This is a genomic window from Ancylobacter sp. Lp-2, from assembly GCF_020523795.1.
Classification (GTDB): Bacteria; Pseudomonadota; Alphaproteobacteria; order Rhizobiales; family Xanthobacteraceae; genus Ancylobacter.
Genome location: NZ_JAJALI010000006.1, coordinates 223,154 through 238,968 on the forward strand (window position 1 = coordinate 223,154; position 15,815 = coordinate 238,968).

A 15,815-nucleotide genomic window follows, 5' to 3' on the forward strand; every position below is an offset into this window, starting at 1 on the left:
CTAGCGTCGCCTCAATATGCGCAGCCGGTCCGGCCCGTGCCGCTCGGTTTCAACCGTGGTGAGATAGGCGTCGAAGGCGTCGAGCGCGAGCCCTTCCAGCGCATCGACGGCATTGCGGCCGAGCAAGCCCGGCGCCTCGAACAGGCTGGCCTCGTCGATGAGCCTGGCGGTGAGGAAGGCGCTCGCCAGACGCGGCCCGGCCTCCACCATCGCGCGCGTGATGCCGCGCGCGGCCAGCAGCCGCAGCGCCGCCTCGAGGTCGAGCCGGCCATCCACTGTGGCGCCGACCCGCATCACCTCGACGCCGCGCTCGCCGAGCGCCCGCTCGACCTCGGCCGGCGCGCCCTCGCCGGCGATCACCCAGACCGGGGCGACGTCGAGATTGGCGAGCAGCCGCGCCGTCGCCGGCAGCCGCAAATGACTGTCGAGCACCACCCGCACCGGCGAGCGCCGGTCCATGCCCGGCAGCCGGCAGGTAAGGTCCGGATCATCAGCCAGCACCGTGCCGATGCCGGTCAGCACCGCGTCATGGGTGGCGCGCATCATGTGCACCCATGCCCGCGCCTGTTCGCCGGTGATGGCGGCCGGCCGGCGGCCCTCCAGCCCGGCCTTGCCGTCGGCGGAGACCGCGAGCTTCAGCATCACATGCGGACGGCCGCGCACCACGCGGCTGATATGGCCGGCATGGGCGAACCGCGCCTCTTCCGCGCCCGGCCCGACGGTCACCTCGATGCCGGCCTCGCGCAGGATCGAAAAGCCGCGTCCCGCCACCCGGTCGTCGGGATCGCCGATCGCCGCCACCACCCGGGCGATGCCGGCGGCGCGGACGGCGTCGACGCAGGGCGGGGTGCGGCCGTGATGCGAGCAGGGTTCCAGCGTCACATAGAGCGTGGCGCCGCGCGCGGCCTCGCCGGCCTGCGCCAGCGCCTGCGGCTCGGCATGCGGGCGCCCGCCGGGGGCGGTGGCGCCATGGCCGAGAATGAGCGGATTGCCGTGTTCGGACAGCCGGTCGAAGCGCGCCACCACGGCGCCCACCGCCGGGTTCGGCCAGGTCTGGCCGAGATGCCGGCGGCCCACCGCCAGCGCCGCACCCATTAGCGCCGCATCGAGGTGCGGGTCGGCAGGATCCCGCACCGTGGCATCAATCCTTGTCGGGATCGGCATCGATATCAGCAGCCACATCGGTCGGCACGCCGCCAACCACGCCTTCGCGGGTCTGCAATTCGCCGATCAGCGCGTGGAAGTCCTTGGCCTCGCGGAAATTGCGGTACACCGAGGCGAAGCGGACATAGGCGACGTCGTCGAGCTGCTTGAGGCTCTCCATGACGAGCTCGCCGATCATCTCGGAAGAGATCTCGCTCTCGCCCTGGCTCTCCAGCCGGCGGACGAGGCCGGAGACCAGCCGCTCCACCCGCTCGGGGTCGACCGGGCGCTTGCGCAGCGCCACCTCGATGGAACGGGCCAGCTTGTCGCGGTCGAACGGCACGCGGCGGCCGGAGCGCTTCAGCACGGTCAATTCGCGCAGCTGCACGCGCTCGAAGGTGGTGAAGCGGCCGCCGCAATCCGGACAGATGCGGCGGCGGCGAATGGCGGCGCTGTCCTCGGTGGGACGGGAGTCCTTCACCTGGGTGTCGAGGCTCCCGCAATAGGGACAGCGCATGTCGTTTCCTCTTTAAGCCGGTTCCCTCGCGGGGGGCTCCCTTGCAGGCCTATCTCAGCCGTAGATCGGGAAGCGGGCCAGCAGGCCCTTGACCTTCTCGCGCACCGCCGCCTCGACCAGGCTGTCCTCGTCGGTGCCCTTCTGCGACAGCACGTCGAGCACCTCGGCGATCATGTCGCCGATCTGCTGGAACTCGGCGACGCCGAAGCCGCGGGTGGTGCCGGCCGGAGTGCCGAGCCGCACGCCGGAGGTCACGAACGGCTTCTCCGGATCGAAGGGGATGCCGTTCTTGTTGGTGGTGATGTGGGCACGGCCGAGCGCGATCTCCGACACCTTGCCGGTGAGCTTCTTCGGGCGCAGGTCGACCAGCATCAGATGCGTGTCGGTGCCGCCGGAGACGATCTCGAAGCCGTGGCCCTTGAGGTTCTCGGCCAGCGCCTTGGCGTTCTCGACCACGTTCTTCGCATAGACCTTGAACGAGGGCTGCAGCGCCTCGCCGAAGGCCACCGCCTTCGCCGCGATCACATGCATCAGCGGGCCGCCCTGGATGCCGGGGAAGATCGCCGAATTGATCTTCTTGGCGATGTCCTCGTCATTGGTGAGGATCATGCCGCCGCGCGGGCCGCGCAGGGTCTTGTGGGTGGTGGTGGTCACCACATGCGCATGCGGGATCGGCGAGGGGTGCACGCCACCCGCCACCAGGCCGGCGAAATGCGCCATGTCGACCATCAGATAGGCGCCGACCGAATCGGCGATCTCGCGCATCTTGGCGAAGTCGATATGGCGCGGATAGGCCGAGCCGCCGGCGACGATCAGCTTCGGCTTGTGCTGGTCGGCCAGCTTGGCCACCTCGGCATAGTCGATGCGCTGGTCGTCCTCGCGCACGCCGTAGGGCACCGCCTTGAACCACTTGCCGGACATGTTCACCGGCGAGCCGTGGGTCAGGTGGCCGCCGGCGGCGAGGTTGAGGCCGAGATAGGTGTCGCCCGGCTGCAGCAGCGCGAAGAACACGCCCTGATTCGCCTGGCTGCCGGAATTGGGCTGCACATTGGCGAAGGCGCTGCCGAACAGCTTCTTGGCGCGCTCGATGGCGAGGTTTTCCGCCACGTCGACGAACTGGCAGCCGCCATAGTAGCGCCGGCCGGGATAGCCCTCGGCATATTTGTTGGTCAGCACCGAGCCCTGCGCTTCCAAAACCGCGCGGGAGACGATGTTCTCCGAGGCGATCAGCTCGATCTCGTCGCGCTGACGGCCGAGCTCGGCGGCGATCGCCGCGGCGAGTTCGGGATCGGCCTCGGTGAGGCTCGCCGAAAAGAAGGGGCTCGCCGACTGCGCGGCGGTAACGGGCGACGACATCAGGGGCCTCCGTGGCTCCGGGCGCGGCGGGCTGGACCAAGCGGCAAGTCCGCGCGCCCGTGCGAACATGGCGGGTCGCTTAGCACAGCGCCAGCGGGGTTTCAAAGCTTCGCCGCGCAGGGCAGGCATGAGCGCCGCCCGTCGCCAGACTTGCGCGGCGGCTCAGCTCTGCAGCACCCGCACCTCCGCCCCCTCCAGCACCACGCAACTCAGCCGCCCGGTCTTCCAGGCGCCGGTGTCGACATTGATGCGGTTGGCGCGGATGTCGACCTCCTCCACCGGCGTGTGGCCATGCACCACCCGCTTGCCGAAATCGGCGGTGGAATCGAGAAAGACCCGGCGAATCCAGATCAGGTCGTGTGCGGTCTGCCGCTCCAGCGCGACGCCCGGCCGCACCCCGGCATGGCAGAAAAAATAGTCGCCGAACTCGGCGCTGAAGCCGAGACCGGCCAGGAACGCCGCGTGCTCGGGCGGGATCGCCTCCCGCGCCGCCCGCCGCAGCGCCTTGCCGCCGACATCCTCCGCCGCCACGCCGTAGGAGGCCAGCGCGGCGACGCCGCCATTGCCGAGCCAGCGGTCGAGCGGGCCGCTGCCATCGAGCGCCGCCCGCATCATCGCCTCGTGATTGCCGGTGAGACAGATGGCGCCGCGCTCCTGCTGCAACCGGAGCACCCGCTCGATCACCGCGCGGCTGTCCGGCCCGCGGTCGACATAGTCGCCGAGAAACACCAGGCGCACGCCCTCATGCCCCTGCGCGTCGCGCTCCACCGTCTCCAGCAGCCGCTCGAGCAGATCGAGGCGGCCGTGAATGTCGCCGAAGGCATAGACGCGCAGCCCGTCGGGAATGCGGTAGCGGGAAGTCGTGTCGGCCATGTCGTCCACGCGCGCCTCCCGCCTAGGGCGCCTCGAGCAGCGCCAGCGTGCGGGCGGCGCTGGAGAAATCGCGCCAGCGCCCCTGCCGGCGGCGCTCGGCCTCGCTGTCGGTGCCCCAGGCCTGTTCCTGCACTTCCTCGTCGATATGCGCGGCGCGCCAGGCGTCCTCGGCGGTGAGCCGCCCGTGAAGCACCGCCAGGGCGATCAGCGCCGAGCCGCTCAGCGTGGTCATCAGGCTGAGCGCGGCGAGACGCAGCGGCTCGTCCGGCAGTTGCGCCGCCACCGCGTCGAGCGCGACCTGCGGCTGGGTGACGTGCATCACCCCCTCGGCGAGCAGGAAGCGAGCGCCGAGACGCGCCTGCGCCCAGTCCAGCACCGGGTCCCACAGCTGCGCCTGCAGGGCGACCAGCTTCTCCGGCCCGTCGGTGCGGTAGCAGACGAGGTCCGAGCCGGCATAGCGCACGATCTCCGCCCCCACCGCCTCCATGGCACCGGCGACGCCGTCGCGCGCCGAATTGACCAGGCGGGTGATCGGCATGGAGAGCGGGTCGATCGTCTCGCCCTGCCCGGCCCATTCGGCGGCGATCTCGCGCGCCAGCGCCTCGCCGGGCACGCTGAGCGGATGCCGGCCGGGCGTGCGCACCGGGCGGCCGTCGAGCTGCACCTGGAACCCGTCCGGGCCCGGCACCGCGCTCACCTCCTTGTAGAACCGCTTGATCGGCGCGGCGGCGCTGCCGAGGCTCATCGCCCCGCCCCCTCGGTGCTCTCGTGCGCCAGCTGCTGCCAGAGCGCGTCGAGGCCCTCGGCCAGCTCGCCGGCGCCGTTCACCAGCAGGTGCGCGCCGCCCTCCTCCAGCATCTCCGCCGGGTGGTAGCCCCAGGTGACGCCGATGGCGCCGACTCCGGCGGCGCGCGCCATGATCATGTCGTAGCTGGTGTCGCCGACCAGCACGGTGTCGCGCGCCTGCGCCCCCACCGCCGCCATTGCCTGCTGCACCATGGCCGGGTGCGGCTTGGAGGGGGCGTCGTCGGCGGTCTGGATGGTGACGAAGCGGCCTTCCATGCCGTGATGCTTCAGCACCGAGGCGACGCCGCGCTGCGACTTGCCGGTGGCCATGCCGATCAGCACGTCGTCGCGCCGGTGCAGCGCCTCGACGAGATCGTGCATACCGGGGAACATCGGCTCGGTGAAATTGCCTTCGTCGCGCAAATCGTGAAACGCCGCGCGATAGAAGCCGGCCAGTTCCTCGGCCGGGAAGTCGGGCGCATGGTTGCCGAGCTTGCGCATCGCCTCCACCAGCGACAGGCCGACAATGCCGAGGATCGCCTCGCGCGGCGGCAATTCGATGCCGGCGCGGGCGAAGGCGCGGGTCATGGCGGAGACGATGACGTGCTGGCTGTCCACCAGCGTTCCGTCGCAATCGAAGAGGACGAGTTTCACGTTCTTCCCATCCGGCATCGCGCCGGCCTCGCCCGGACGCGACCGCTCGCGACCGGCTTGCAGGAGCTGAAGGTAAACCGGCGGCGCCTTGCCTGCGGTACCGGCTCGTCGCGATCGCCGCTGCGGCCGGTGGTGGGCGGTGACGGGCTCGAACCGCCGACCCTCTCGGTGTAAACGAGATGCTCTACCAACTGAGCTAACCGCCCTCGCCGACCCGCGGCCAAATCGCTGCGTGTCCGGGCGTGGCCGGCCGCCGCCGAAGCGGACGCCGGGCGCAACGCCCACCGGCCATGGCCGGCTCATGGGCGAGATAATCGGAATCGTCGGCCACGTAAACGGGCTTGCCGCATATTCCCGCCGGATCGGCCGCGCATGGCGGCGGGCCGGTACCCCACGACGGTCCCTGGAGACGGGCCACGGGGACGGGCTGCGGACGGAAGTACGGCAAAGAAGTACGAAGGCGGCCGAAGCCCGGCCCCTGCCTTCGTCCTCGGGGCACGCCGCGCTGGGCATGGTCCCGGTCGGCACGCTCCCCCGCCGGGGGACCGGCCGAGGAATAGTCGGGAACCGCGGGCCGGTTCCGCCGGCCGTCCGGCATGACGCCGGCTGCGGCAGGGCGCGTCCACTTGCGTGGATCGCGCCCCGGCCCGCGCGTCCGGCTGGATCAGCCGTTGACGGTTTCCTTCAGGCCCTTGCCGGGCGTGAACTTCGGGGCCTTGGAGGCCTCGATCTTCACCGGGTTGCCGGTGCGCGGATTGCGGCCCTCACGGGCGGCGCGGGTGACGACGGAGAAGCTGCCGAAACCGATCAGCTTCACTTCCTCGCCGGCCTTCAGCGAAGCGGCAATGGCATCGAAGGTCGCGTCGACCGCGGCGGCGGCGGCCGCCTTCGTCAGCTTGGCCTGCTCGGCCACGGCGGCGACGAGTTCGTTCTTCGTGGTCATGAGACCGTTCCTTCCCTTGATTGCACAAGAATCGTCAGTGGGTTGCACGGACGACGGGCGCGTACCTTTCCCGAAATTGCGGCGATTGCAAGCATGATCGGCTTCAAAACCCGCATGAATAAACGGTTTTATGTACCAAGAAGTATTCAGGCACCTCAAAATGGAAGTGTTTGGCACGCCTCCAATTTGAGCGGGGCGCCGCGTCCATGCGCCGCGCCGCCCCCGCCCGCCCCTTACCGCTCGCCTGCCGGTTGCATGGCGATCGTCGGCCGGGCGCCGGCGCAAACGAAAACGGCCCCGGATGACCGGGGCCGTTCGCGTCTCGGATCGTGCGACGATCAGTGGGCGGCGACGCCGCCAGCCTCGTCGCGTGCGATCACCGGCTCGACCGGCGCGGGAGCATCGACCGGCTTCTCTTCCCACACGATCGGCTCGAGCTGGCGCACCAGCGCGTGACGGAGCACTTCGTCCATCCGCGACACCGGCACGATTTCCAGCGCGTTCTTCACGTTGTCCGGGATGTCAGCCAGATCCTTGGCGTTATCCTCGGGGATGAGCACCTTCTTTATGCCGGCGCGCAAGGCGGCGAGCAGCTTCTCCTTGAGGCCGCCGATCGGCAGCACCCGGCCACGCAGCGTGATCTCGCCGGTCATGGCGACGTCGCGGCGGATCGGGATGCCGGTCAGCACCGAGGTCAGCACGGTGGCCATGGCGACGCCGGCCGACGGGCCGTCCTTCGGGGTCGCCCCCTCGGGAACGTGGACATGGATGTCCCGGCGCTCGAACAGCGGCGGCTCGACGCCGAAATCGACAGCGCGCGAGCGGACATAGGAGGCCGCCGCCGAGATCGATTCCTTCATCACGTCGCGCAGATTGCCGGTCACCGTCATCTTGCCCTTGCCGGGCATCATGACGCCTTCGATGGTCAGGATCTCGCCGCCGACTTCCGTCCAGGCAAGACCCGTCACCACGCCGACCTGGTCCTCGAGCTCGGCCTCGCCGTAGCGGAACTTCGGCGGCCCGAGATACTCCTCCAGCTGTGCCACGGTGATCTTCACGCTCTTCTTCTTGGAGAGCATGATGTCCTTCACCACCTTGCGGGCAAGGTTGGAGATCTCGCGCTCGAGGTTGCGCACGCCCGCTTCCCGCGTGTAGCGGCGGATCAGGGTGAGCAGCGCCTCGTCGTCGATCGACCATTCCTCGGGCTTCAGGCCGTGCTTGGTCAGCGCCTGGGCGATCAGGTGCTTCTTGGCGATCTCGGCCTTCTCGTCCTCGGTGTAGCCGGCGATGCGGATCACTTCCATGCGGTCCAAGAGGGCCGGCGGAATGTTCAGCGTGTTCGCCGTCGTCACGAACATCACGTTCGACAGGTCATAGTCGACCTCGAGGTAATGGTCGTTGAAGGTCGAGTTCTGCGCGGGGTCGAGCACCTCGAGCAGGGCCGCCGACGGATCGCCGCGGAAATCGGCGCCCATCTTGTCGATCTCGTCCAGGAGGATCAGCGGGTTGGCCTTCTTGGCCTTGCGCATCGACTGGATGATCTTGCCCGGCATGGAGCCGATATAGGTCCGCCGGTGACCACGGATCTCGGCCTCGTCACGCACGCCGCCGAGCGACATGCGCACGAATTCGCGACCCGTCGCCTTGGCGATCGACTTGCCAAGCGAGGTCTTGCCGACGCCGGGCGGACCGACGAGGCACAGGATCGGGCCGGTCAGCTTGTTCTGACGGCTCTGCACCGCGAGATATTCGAGGATGCGCTCCTTGACCTTGTCGAGTCCGTAATGCTCGGCGTCGAGCAGGCCCTGCGCGTAAGGCAGGTCCTTCTTGACCTTGGAGCGGTTGCCCCACGGGATCGACAGCACCCAGTCGAGATAGTTGCGCACCACGGTGGCTTCCGCCGACATCGGCGACATCTGCCGGAGCTTCTTCAGCTCGTGCGTCGCCTTCTCCCGGGCCTCCTTGGAGAGCTTCACGGTCTTGATGCGCTCTTCCAGTTCGGCGAGTTCGTCGCGGCCTTCCTCGCCGTCGCCGAGTTCCTTCTGGATCGCCTTCATCTGCTCGTTGAGATAGTACTCGCGCTGGGTCTTCTCCATCTGGCGCTTGACGCGCGTGCGGATGCGCTTCTCGACCTGCAGGACCGAGATCTCGCTCTCCATCAGCGCGAGCACCTTCTCCAGCCGCGCCGGCACCTGGAGGATCTCCAGCACCGCCTGCTTCTCGGGAATCTTCACCGCGAGATGCGAGGCGACGGTGTCGGCCAGCTTCGAGTGGTCCTCGATCTGGGTGACGACGCCGACGACTTCCGGCGAGACCTTCTTGTTGAGCTTCACATAGCTCTCGAACTCGGCCAGCACCGAGCGGCTCAGCGCTTCCGCCTCGATCTTGTTGCCCGCGTCCTCCTCCAGCGCCACCGCCTCGGCCTCGTAGAGGTCGCTGCGGTCGGTGTAGTGGCGGACCTCGGCGCGCGAAATGCCCTCGACCAGCACCTTCACCGTGCCGTCGGGCAGCTTCAGGAGTTGCAGCACCGAGGCGAGCGTGCCGATCTTGTAGATGGCGTCGGTGGCGGGATCGTCGTCGGACGCGTTCTCCTGCGTGGCGAGCAGGATGAAGGTGTCGTTGCGCATCACTTCCTCGAGCGCGCGGATCGACTTCTCGCGGCCGACGAAGAGGGGCACGATCATGTGCGGGAAGACGACGATGTCGCGCAGCGGCAGCACCGGGAAGGTCTGCGGGACGCCGGGCGTGAGCGCGGTGCGAGGCTTCTGGCTCGTCATGGCTCTTTACCTTTCTGTTGCCGGCCGGCCGCCGGAGCTTTGCGCTGGACCCCGAAGGCATCCGCGCAGCTGTCCGTGGGACCGTGCCGCAATGCGGCCGGAACGCGAGCGAAAATCTCTCTGCGATGGCGGGAGGTTAGGCCGCTTCGGGCAGGTCGTTCCGATCGAGGACCGGGGGTTGAAGCTCAGATGGAGATGCCGTCCGGCTCCGTCAAGGGCGTCGCCACCCCGTCCGGGAACCGTCGCGCGCGGCATGGCGCGACCGATCCGGCTCCTCCCGGAAGCCCCGGCCGGGCACGCGCTCCTGCGAGCGCGCCCGGCCGTATCCGTCTCTCGGGCGCCCTCAGGCACTCGCACCCGCATCGCCGGCGGCGGCACGGTCCGCGTAGATGTAGAGCGGACGCGCGTTCTGCTCGACGACCTCCTTCGAGATGACGACCTCCTCGACGCCCTCCAGCCCCGGCAGGTCGAACATCGTGTCGAGCAGGATGCCTTCCATGATCGAGCGCAGGCCGCGCGCGCCGGTCTTGCGCTCGATGGCCTTGCGGGCGATGGCGCCCAGCGCCTCCTCATGAATGGTGAGCTCGACGTTCTCCATCTCGAACAGCCGCTGATACTGCTTCACCAGCGCGTTCTTCGGCTCGGACAGGATCTTCTTCAGCGCCGCCTCGTCGAGGTCGCCGAGGGTGGCGATCACCGGCAGTCGGCCGATGAATTCCGGGATCAGGCCGTACTTCAGCAGATCCTCGGGCTCCACCTCGCGGAACACCTCGCCCGGCTTGCGGTCTTCCGGGGCGGCGACGACGGCGCCGAAGCCGATCGAGGTGCCCTTGCCGCGCGACGAGATGATCTTGTCCAGCCCGGCGAAGGCGCCGCCGCAGATGAACAGGATGTTGGTGGTGTCGACCTGCAGGAACTCCTGCTGGGGATGCTTGCGCCCGCCCTGCGGCGGCACGGAGGCGACGGTGCCTTCCATGATCTTCAGCAGCGCCTGCTGCACGCCCTCGCCCGAGACATCGCGGGTGATCGACGGGTTGTCCGACTTGCGGCTGATCTTGTCGATCTCGTCGATATAGACGATGCCGCGCTGCGCCCGCTCGACATTGTAGTCGGCCGACTGCAGCAGCTTGAGGATGATGTTCTCGACATCCTCGCCGACATAGCCCGCTTCGGTGAGCGTGGTGGCGTCCGCCATGGTGAAGGGCACGTCGAGGATGCGGGCCAGCGTCTGCGCGAGCAGCGTCTTGCCCGAGCCGGTCGGCCCGATCAGCATGATGTTGGACTTGGCGAGCTCGACGTCACCGTGCTTGGTGGCGTGGTTGAGCCGCTTGTAATGGTTATGCACCGCCACGGAGAGCACGCGCTTGGCGTGGAACTGGCCGATCACGTAGTCGTCCAGGACCTTGCAGATCTCCTTGGGGGTGGGAATCCCGTCGCGGGACTTCACCAGGGAGGACTTGTTCTCCTCGCGGATGATGTCCATGCACAGCTCGACGCATTCATCGCAGATGAACACGGTCGGTCCCGCAATCAGCTTGCGGACCTCGTGCTGGCTTTTGCCGCAGAACGAGCAGTAGAGGGTGTTCTTGCTGTCGCTGCCGCCAACCTTGCTCATGCGTCTCTCCGTCCGCTCGGCGACCCGGGGGAAGCCCGGCCTCGCCTCAGTCTCGCAGGCCGCCGCGGGCCTCCAAGAGGGAGAAACGCGACGGCATCAGGGCCGTCTGTCAGGAAGTGACCCGAGGGTCTGATCCGCCGGCAAGTCGACCATGCCTAGTCCAATGTCCTAGCCAAGCATGGGTTCGCCGCAGCGATCAAGAAGGCAATCGTGCCGTCCCCGCTTTCGCTTGGACCGAACGCTGCCCGTCGTCACCTCGTCACACCTCCTGATCAACAATCACGCACGCTGCCGCATCACGCAAATCGTCGCGGTGCATGTCACCCATGCAAGCGCGATGCCGCTTCATGTGCAAGTGCCGGTTTCCCGGACAGCCCGCCCTCCCCTTCATATAGGAAGCCGGCGTTGCCCGGAAAACACGTCATCATCGCAAAATCTGGTTAACCGTCTCAACTCTTGGCGGGTGCGTCGTCGGGACGCTTGTCGATCACTTTGTCGATAATCCCGAACGCCTTGGCCGCTTCGGAGGTCATGAAGTTGTCGCGCTCGAGCGCTTCCTCGACCTTCGCGAGCTCCTGCCCGGTGTGGTGGACATAGATCTCGTTCAGCCGGCGCTTGAGGCTTTCGACCTCGCGGGCGTGGATCAGGATGTCCGTCACCTGGCCCTGATAGCCGCCGGAAGGCTGGTGCACCATGATTCGCGCGTTGGGCAGCGCGAAGCGCATGTCCTTCTCGCCGGCGGTCAGCAGCAGCGAGCCCATCGAGGCCGCCTGGCCGATGCACAGCGTCGACACCGCCGGCTTGATGAACTGCATGGTGTCGTAGATCGCGAGGCCCGACGTCACCACTCCACCCGGGGAGTTGATGTACATCGAGATTTCCTTCTTGGGGTTCTCGGCTTCGAGGAACAGCAGCTGGGCGACCATCAGCGTCGACATGCCGTCCTCGACCGGCCCGGTCAGGAAGATGATCCGCTCCTTCAGCAGGCGCGAATAGATGTCGTAGGAGCGCTCGCCCCGGTTGGTCTGCTCGACCACCATCGGGACAAGATAGTTCATGTAAGTATCGATCGGATCACGCATATTTTATCCTCGACAGGCCGGCGCGAAAGGCGCCTCGAATCTCGTCCCGCCCACAATAAAGGGAAACGCCGTGCCGACCAGCCCGACCGGCCATTAAGCCACGGGGCGTCCCCGCATAAGCGGAAGCCGCCGGCCGGGGGGCCGACGGCTTCGCAGGATCTCGAACGATCTGTCGAAAGCGTCAGGCCTTCTCGACCTCGTCCTCGGCGTAGAGCTCTTCGCGGGTGACGGGCTTTTCCGTCACATTGGCGAGCTCCAGCAGGAAGTCGACGACCTTCTCCTCGAAGATCGGCGCGCGCAGGGTGGCGAGAGCCTGGGCGTTCTTGCGATAGAACTCCCACACCTGCTGTTCCTGGCCGGGGAACTGGCGGGCACGTTCGACGACGGCGCGGGTCACTTCGTCGTCGGAAACCTGAATGTTGTTCTTCTCACCGATTTCCGCAAGCACCAGGCCGAGACGCACGCGGCGCTTGGCGATCTTCTCGTAGTCGGCGCGGGCCTCCTCCTCGGTGGTGCCCTCGTCGGCGAAGCTCTTCTTCTGAGCTTCCATCTCCTGGGTCACCGAGCCCCAGATGCCCTCGAATTCCTGTTCGGCAAGGGTCGGGGGCACGTCGAACTGGTGCAGGCCGTCGAGCGCGTCGAGCAGGCGGCGCTTCACCTTGGCGCGGGAGGCGTTGGCGTGCTCCTGCACGATGCGGCTCTTGACCGTCTCCTTCAGCGCGGCGAGGTCATCCATGCCGAGGGTCTTGGCGAACTCGTCGTCGAGCTTCAGCTCGCCGGGTGCCTCGATCTTCTTGGCGGTGGTCTCGAACTCGGCGTCCTTGCCGGCGAGATGCGCGGCCTGGTACTCCGCCGGGAAGGTCACCTTCACGGTGCGGGTCTCATCGGCCTTGATGCCGGTGAGCTGATCTTCGAAGCCGGGAATGAAGCTGCCCGAGCCGATCACCAGCGGCACGTCCTCGGCGGCACCGCCTTCGAACGTCTCGCCGTCGATCTTGCCGACGAAGGAGATGGTGACGCGATCGCCCTTCTCGGCGGCGCCTTCCTTGTCGGTGAACGGGCGATTGGCCTCGGCGATGCGGCTCACCGCCTCGTCGACTTCCTCGTCGGTCACGGCGAGAACCGGCTTCTCGAGCGAGATGGTCTTGAAGTCGCCGAGCTCGATCTTCGGCAGCACTTCGATGCCGACGGTGTAGGAAAGGTCGGCCTTGCCGTCGATGACCTCCTTCACCAGCGTCTCGTCCTGCGGCAGCTCGACCTTGGGCTGCATGGCGAGCTTGAAGCCGCCATCCTCGACGATCTTGGTGTTGGCTTCGTTCACCGCCTGGTCGATCACCTCGGCGAGCACGGACTTGCCGTACATGCGCTTGAGATGGGCGACCGGCACCTTGCCCGGCCGGAAGCCGTTGAGGCGGACCTTGTCCTTCATCTCGTCGAGGCGGGCATTCGCCTTGGCGTCCAGTTCGCTGGCCGGCAGCACCACGCGATATTCGCGCTTGAGACCTTCGGCGAGGAGTTCGGTGACCTGCATTGTCGTTCGGCCTTCGTCGTGAGCGCCGCGTCGCGGCGTGCCTGATAGCGTCGGTTGCGAGAGCGGCGCCGCCTGGAGCGGCCCCTGCCCTCGACGATGGGGTTCGGGCTCGGCGGCAACGGAGGGGCAAACCCTGGTGCGGGCGGAGGGGCTCGAACCCCCACGACTTTCGTCACTGGAACCTAAATCCAGCGCGTCTACCAGTTCCGCCACGCCCGCTTTGCGCGCCGCCGCTCCGGTCACCGGCATTCGCCATCGACCAAGGCACACGGACGCACGCACCCGAATAGGTGCCGCCAGCCGGGTGCGGGCTTATAGCACGGACCTGCCGCCGCGCCAGCCCAAAATGCGCGTGAGCTTTGGCTTCAGGCCGGCCCGCCCAGCCGCGCGAACAGGCGGCGAAGGACCGGCCGCAGCGCATCGACGAGATCGTCGGCGACGAGGCCGGGCCCGGCCTCCCTCCCCGCCTCGCCATGCAGCCAAACTGCCGCCGCCGCCGCCTCGAAGGCCGGCATGCCCTGCGCCAGCAGTCCGCCGACGATTCCCGCCAGCACGTCGCCGGCACCGGCGGTGGCGATGGTGGGTGGCGCGTTCGAGGCGATGGCGGCGCGCCCGTCCGGGCTCGCCACCACGGTGTCCGGCCCCTTGAGCAGCAGCACCGCGCCGATCAGCGCCGCTCCCGCCCGCGCCCGCTCCAGCTTCGAGCCCGCCTCCGTCACCGAAGGCTCCTCGGCGAACAGCCGCGCGAACTCGCCGTCATGCGGGGTCACCACTGCGGCGGGCGATTTGGCGAGGGCACGCGCCAGCCCCCGCGCATCGCCGGCATAGGAGGTGATGAGGTCGGCATCGACCACCAGCCGCCGCTCGGCCGCCGCCTCCAGCTTGGCCCGCGTCGGCGGCCCCACCCCGGCGCCGGGTCCGAGCACCACCGTGCCGAGCCGCCGGTCGGCGAGCAGATGCGCCAGCCCCTCGGCATCCTCGACGGGGCGCACCATCACGGCGGAGAGATTCGCCGCATGGATCGCCAGCGCCTCCGCCGGGCAGGCCACCGTCACCAGCCCTGCACCCGTCCTCAGCGCGGCCTTGGCCGCGAGCCGGGTCGCGCCGGTGGCGAAGGCCGGCCCGGAGACCGCGACGAGATGCCCGCGTGTATATTTATGCCCGTCGACCCGCGGCACCGGGAACTGCCCGGCCCACAATTCCGGAACATTGGCGAAGGCGCGCGGCCGGATCTCCGCCAGTACGCCGGCGTCGATGCCGATATCGACGACCTCCAGCGTACCGGCATGCATGCGCCCCGGCATCAGCAGGTGCCCCGGTTTCGGCCGGAAGAAGGTGACGCTCGCTAGCGCCCGGATCGCCGCCCCGCGCACCACTCCGGTCGCCCCGTCAATGCCCGAGGGCAGGTCGACCGCCACCACCGGCACGCCGGCGGCGTTCACTCGCTCGACGAGAGCGCAGACCTCGGGATCGAGGTCGCGGGCGAGGCCGGCGCCGAACAATGCGTCGACGATCAGATCGGCCGCACCGACATCGACATCGGCCGCATCGTCCACCTCACCGGTCCAGAGATCGATCATGGCCGCGGCATCTCCGCGCAACCCGGCGCGGGCGCCGGCAAGCGCCAGCCGCACGCGATAGCCCTGACCCGCGAGCCGCCGCGCCGCCACGAAGCCATCGCCACCATTATTGCCCGGCCCGCAGAGCACCAGCACCCGGCCACCGGGCAGGCAACGCCGTGCCGCCGCCTGTGCCACCGCCGCCCCCGCCCGCTCCATCAGCACCGTGCCGGGGGTGCCGCCGGCGATGGTCAGGCCGTCCGCCCGCCCCATCTCGGCGGGGGTGAGCAGCTCGAATCCGCCCGACCTGCTTTCCGGCCCTCGCAAGGCTGTGGACATCCTCGCCTCTCCTGCTCGGCTTTCTTAAGCGGCAAAGCGACACACTTTGCTCAAATTACACGCAGCCGCGGGCAGCACCCCTGGCAAAATGCAGCCTACAAATTAATCATTACGATCAAAAAATAATCATATCGACCGTAAAGATATCGGCAGGCCCCAGCCGGATCGACACAACAAGCTGATATCATGCTGCTTTCAGCGCTGCTATCGTGCTTGGCATGGGTTCTGCTTTGACGCGGGTGGCTCAGTCGCGGTGACGGCCGGGCCAGGGAGACGAGATCAGATGAAGAAGATTGAGGCCATCATCAAACCCTTCAAGCTCGACGAGGTGAAGGAGGCGCTGCAGGAAGTCGGCCTGCAGGGCATCACCGTCACCGAAGCCAAGGGTTTTGGCCGGCAGAAAGGGCACACGGAACTCTACCGTGGCGCCGAGTACGTGGTAGACTTCCTGCCCAAGGTGAAGATCGAGGTCGTCGTAGGCGACGAGATGGTGGAGACGGCGATCGATGCCATCCGGCGCGCGGCCCAGACCGGCCGCATCGGCGATGGCAAGATTTTCGTTTCCAACATCGAAGAGGCGATCCGCATCCGCACCGGGGAGTCCGGCGTCGACGCCATCTGATGGGCGATGCCGGGCTCT

Annotated in this window: 13 protein-coding genes and 2 tRNA genes; 1 reads left to right on the plus strand and 14 read right to left on the minus strand. The window is 68.0% G+C overall.

Features of this window, described 5'->3' with window-relative positions:
• The 14 genes from ribD to LGR54_RS16550 all read right to left on the minus strand — a co-directional run bounded on the left by ribD (nucleotide 1) and on the right by LGR54_RS16550 (nucleotide 15,175).
• Nucleotides 1–1,095: a bifunctional diaminohydroxyphosphoribosylaminopyrimidine deaminase/5-amino-6-(5-phosphoribosylamino)uracil reductase RibD gene (gene ribD, locus LGR54_RS16485; RefSeq protein WP_230363208.1), complete on the minus strand. Its 1,095-nt coding sequence runs from the start codon at nucleotides 1,093–1,095 to the stop codon at nucleotides 1–3.
• 46 nt (nucleotides 1,096–1,141) lie between these two features.
• Nucleotides 1,142–1,660, minus strand: coding sequence for a transcriptional regulator NrdR (gene nrdR, locus LGR54_RS16490; protein ID WP_230363077.1), 519 nt, complete (start codon nucleotides 1,658–1,660; stop codon nucleotides 1,142–1,144).
• A gap of 54 nt (nucleotides 1,661–1,714) precedes the next feature.
• Nucleotides 1,715–3,016 (minus strand): serine hydroxymethyltransferase, encoded by a 1,302-nt coding sequence (gene glyA, locus LGR54_RS16495; protein WP_230363078.1) that lies wholly within the window; start codon nucleotides 3,014–3,016, stop codon nucleotides 1,715–1,717.
• A 162-nt stretch (nucleotides 3,017–3,178) separates the two neighbouring features.
• Complete coding sequence (locus tag LGR54_RS16500) at nucleotides 3,179–3,889, minus strand: metallophosphoesterase family protein (RefSeq protein ID WP_230363209.1); 711 nt, start codon at nucleotides 3,887–3,889, stop codon at nucleotides 3,179–3,181.
• 22 nt (nucleotides 3,890–3,911) lie between these two features.
• A complete protein-coding gene (locus tag LGR54_RS16505; protein WP_230363079.1) occupies nucleotides 3,912–4,634 on the minus strand; it encodes an ATP12 family chaperone protein in 723 nt (240 codons plus the stop codon).
• Complete coding sequence (locus LGR54_RS16510; protein ID WP_230363080.1) at nucleotides 4,631–5,329, minus strand: HAD-IA family hydrolase; 699 nt, start codon at nucleotides 5,327–5,329, stop codon at nucleotides 4,631–4,633. Before LGR54_RS16510 ends, LGR54_RS16505 begins: the two co-directional genes overlap by 4 nt.
• A gap of 130 nt (nucleotides 5,330–5,459) precedes the next feature.
• Nucleotides 5,460–5,535 (minus strand) — tRNA-Val (locus LGR54_RS16515).
• Nucleotides 5,536–5,993: 458 nt separating this feature from the next.
• Entirely contained in the window at nucleotides 5,994–6,272 is a 279-nt protein-coding gene (locus LGR54_RS16520; RefSeq protein ID WP_018386927.1) for an HU family DNA-binding protein, read from the minus strand.
• Between the two features lie 338 nt (nucleotides 6,273–6,610).
• Nucleotides 6,611–9,049 (minus strand): endopeptidase La, encoded by a 2,439-nt coding sequence (lon, locus tag LGR54_RS16525; protein ID WP_230363081.1) that lies wholly within the window; start codon nucleotides 9,047–9,049, stop codon nucleotides 6,611–6,613.
• 343 nt (nucleotides 9,050–9,392) lie between these two features.
• Nucleotides 9,393–10,664: an ATP-dependent Clp protease ATP-binding subunit ClpX gene (gene clpX / locus LGR54_RS16530; protein ID WP_214010408.1), complete on the minus strand. Its 1,272-nt coding sequence runs from the start codon at nucleotides 10,662–10,664 to the stop codon at nucleotides 9,393–9,395.
• Between the two features lie 449 nt (nucleotides 10,665–11,113).
• A complete protein-coding gene (locus LGR54_RS16535; RefSeq protein WP_214010409.1) occupies nucleotides 11,114–11,746 on the minus strand; it encodes an ATP-dependent Clp protease proteolytic subunit in 633 nt (210 codons plus the stop codon).
• A gap of 181 nt (nucleotides 11,747–11,927) precedes the next feature.
• Nucleotides 11,928–13,277 carry a trigger factor gene (tig, locus tag LGR54_RS16540; RefSeq protein WP_230363082.1) on the minus strand — a complete coding sequence of 450 codons (1,350 nt, stop codon included), beginning with the start codon at nucleotides 13,275–13,277 and terminating at the stop codon, nucleotides 11,928–11,930.
• A 134-nt stretch (nucleotides 13,278–13,411) separates the two neighbouring features.
• Nucleotides 13,412–13,496: transfer RNA gene (locus LGR54_RS16545), tRNA-Leu, on the minus strand.
• Nucleotides 13,497–13,642: 146 nt separating this feature from the next.
• On the minus strand, nucleotides 13,643–15,175 hold the full coding sequence (locus LGR54_RS16550; protein WP_230363083.1) for an NAD(P)H-hydrate dehydratase: 1,533 nt from the start codon (nucleotides 15,173–15,175) through the stop codon (nucleotides 13,643–13,645).
• A gap of 283 nt (nucleotides 15,176–15,458) precedes the next feature.
• Between LGR54_RS16550 and LGR54_RS16555 the strand changes: the two genes are divergently transcribed.
• Nucleotides 15,459–15,797, plus strand: coding sequence for a P-II family nitrogen regulator (locus tag LGR54_RS16555; protein ID WP_213355983.1), 339 nt, complete (start codon nucleotides 15,459–15,461; stop codon nucleotides 15,795–15,797).
• Nucleotides 15,798–15,815 lie beyond the last annotated feature (18 nt).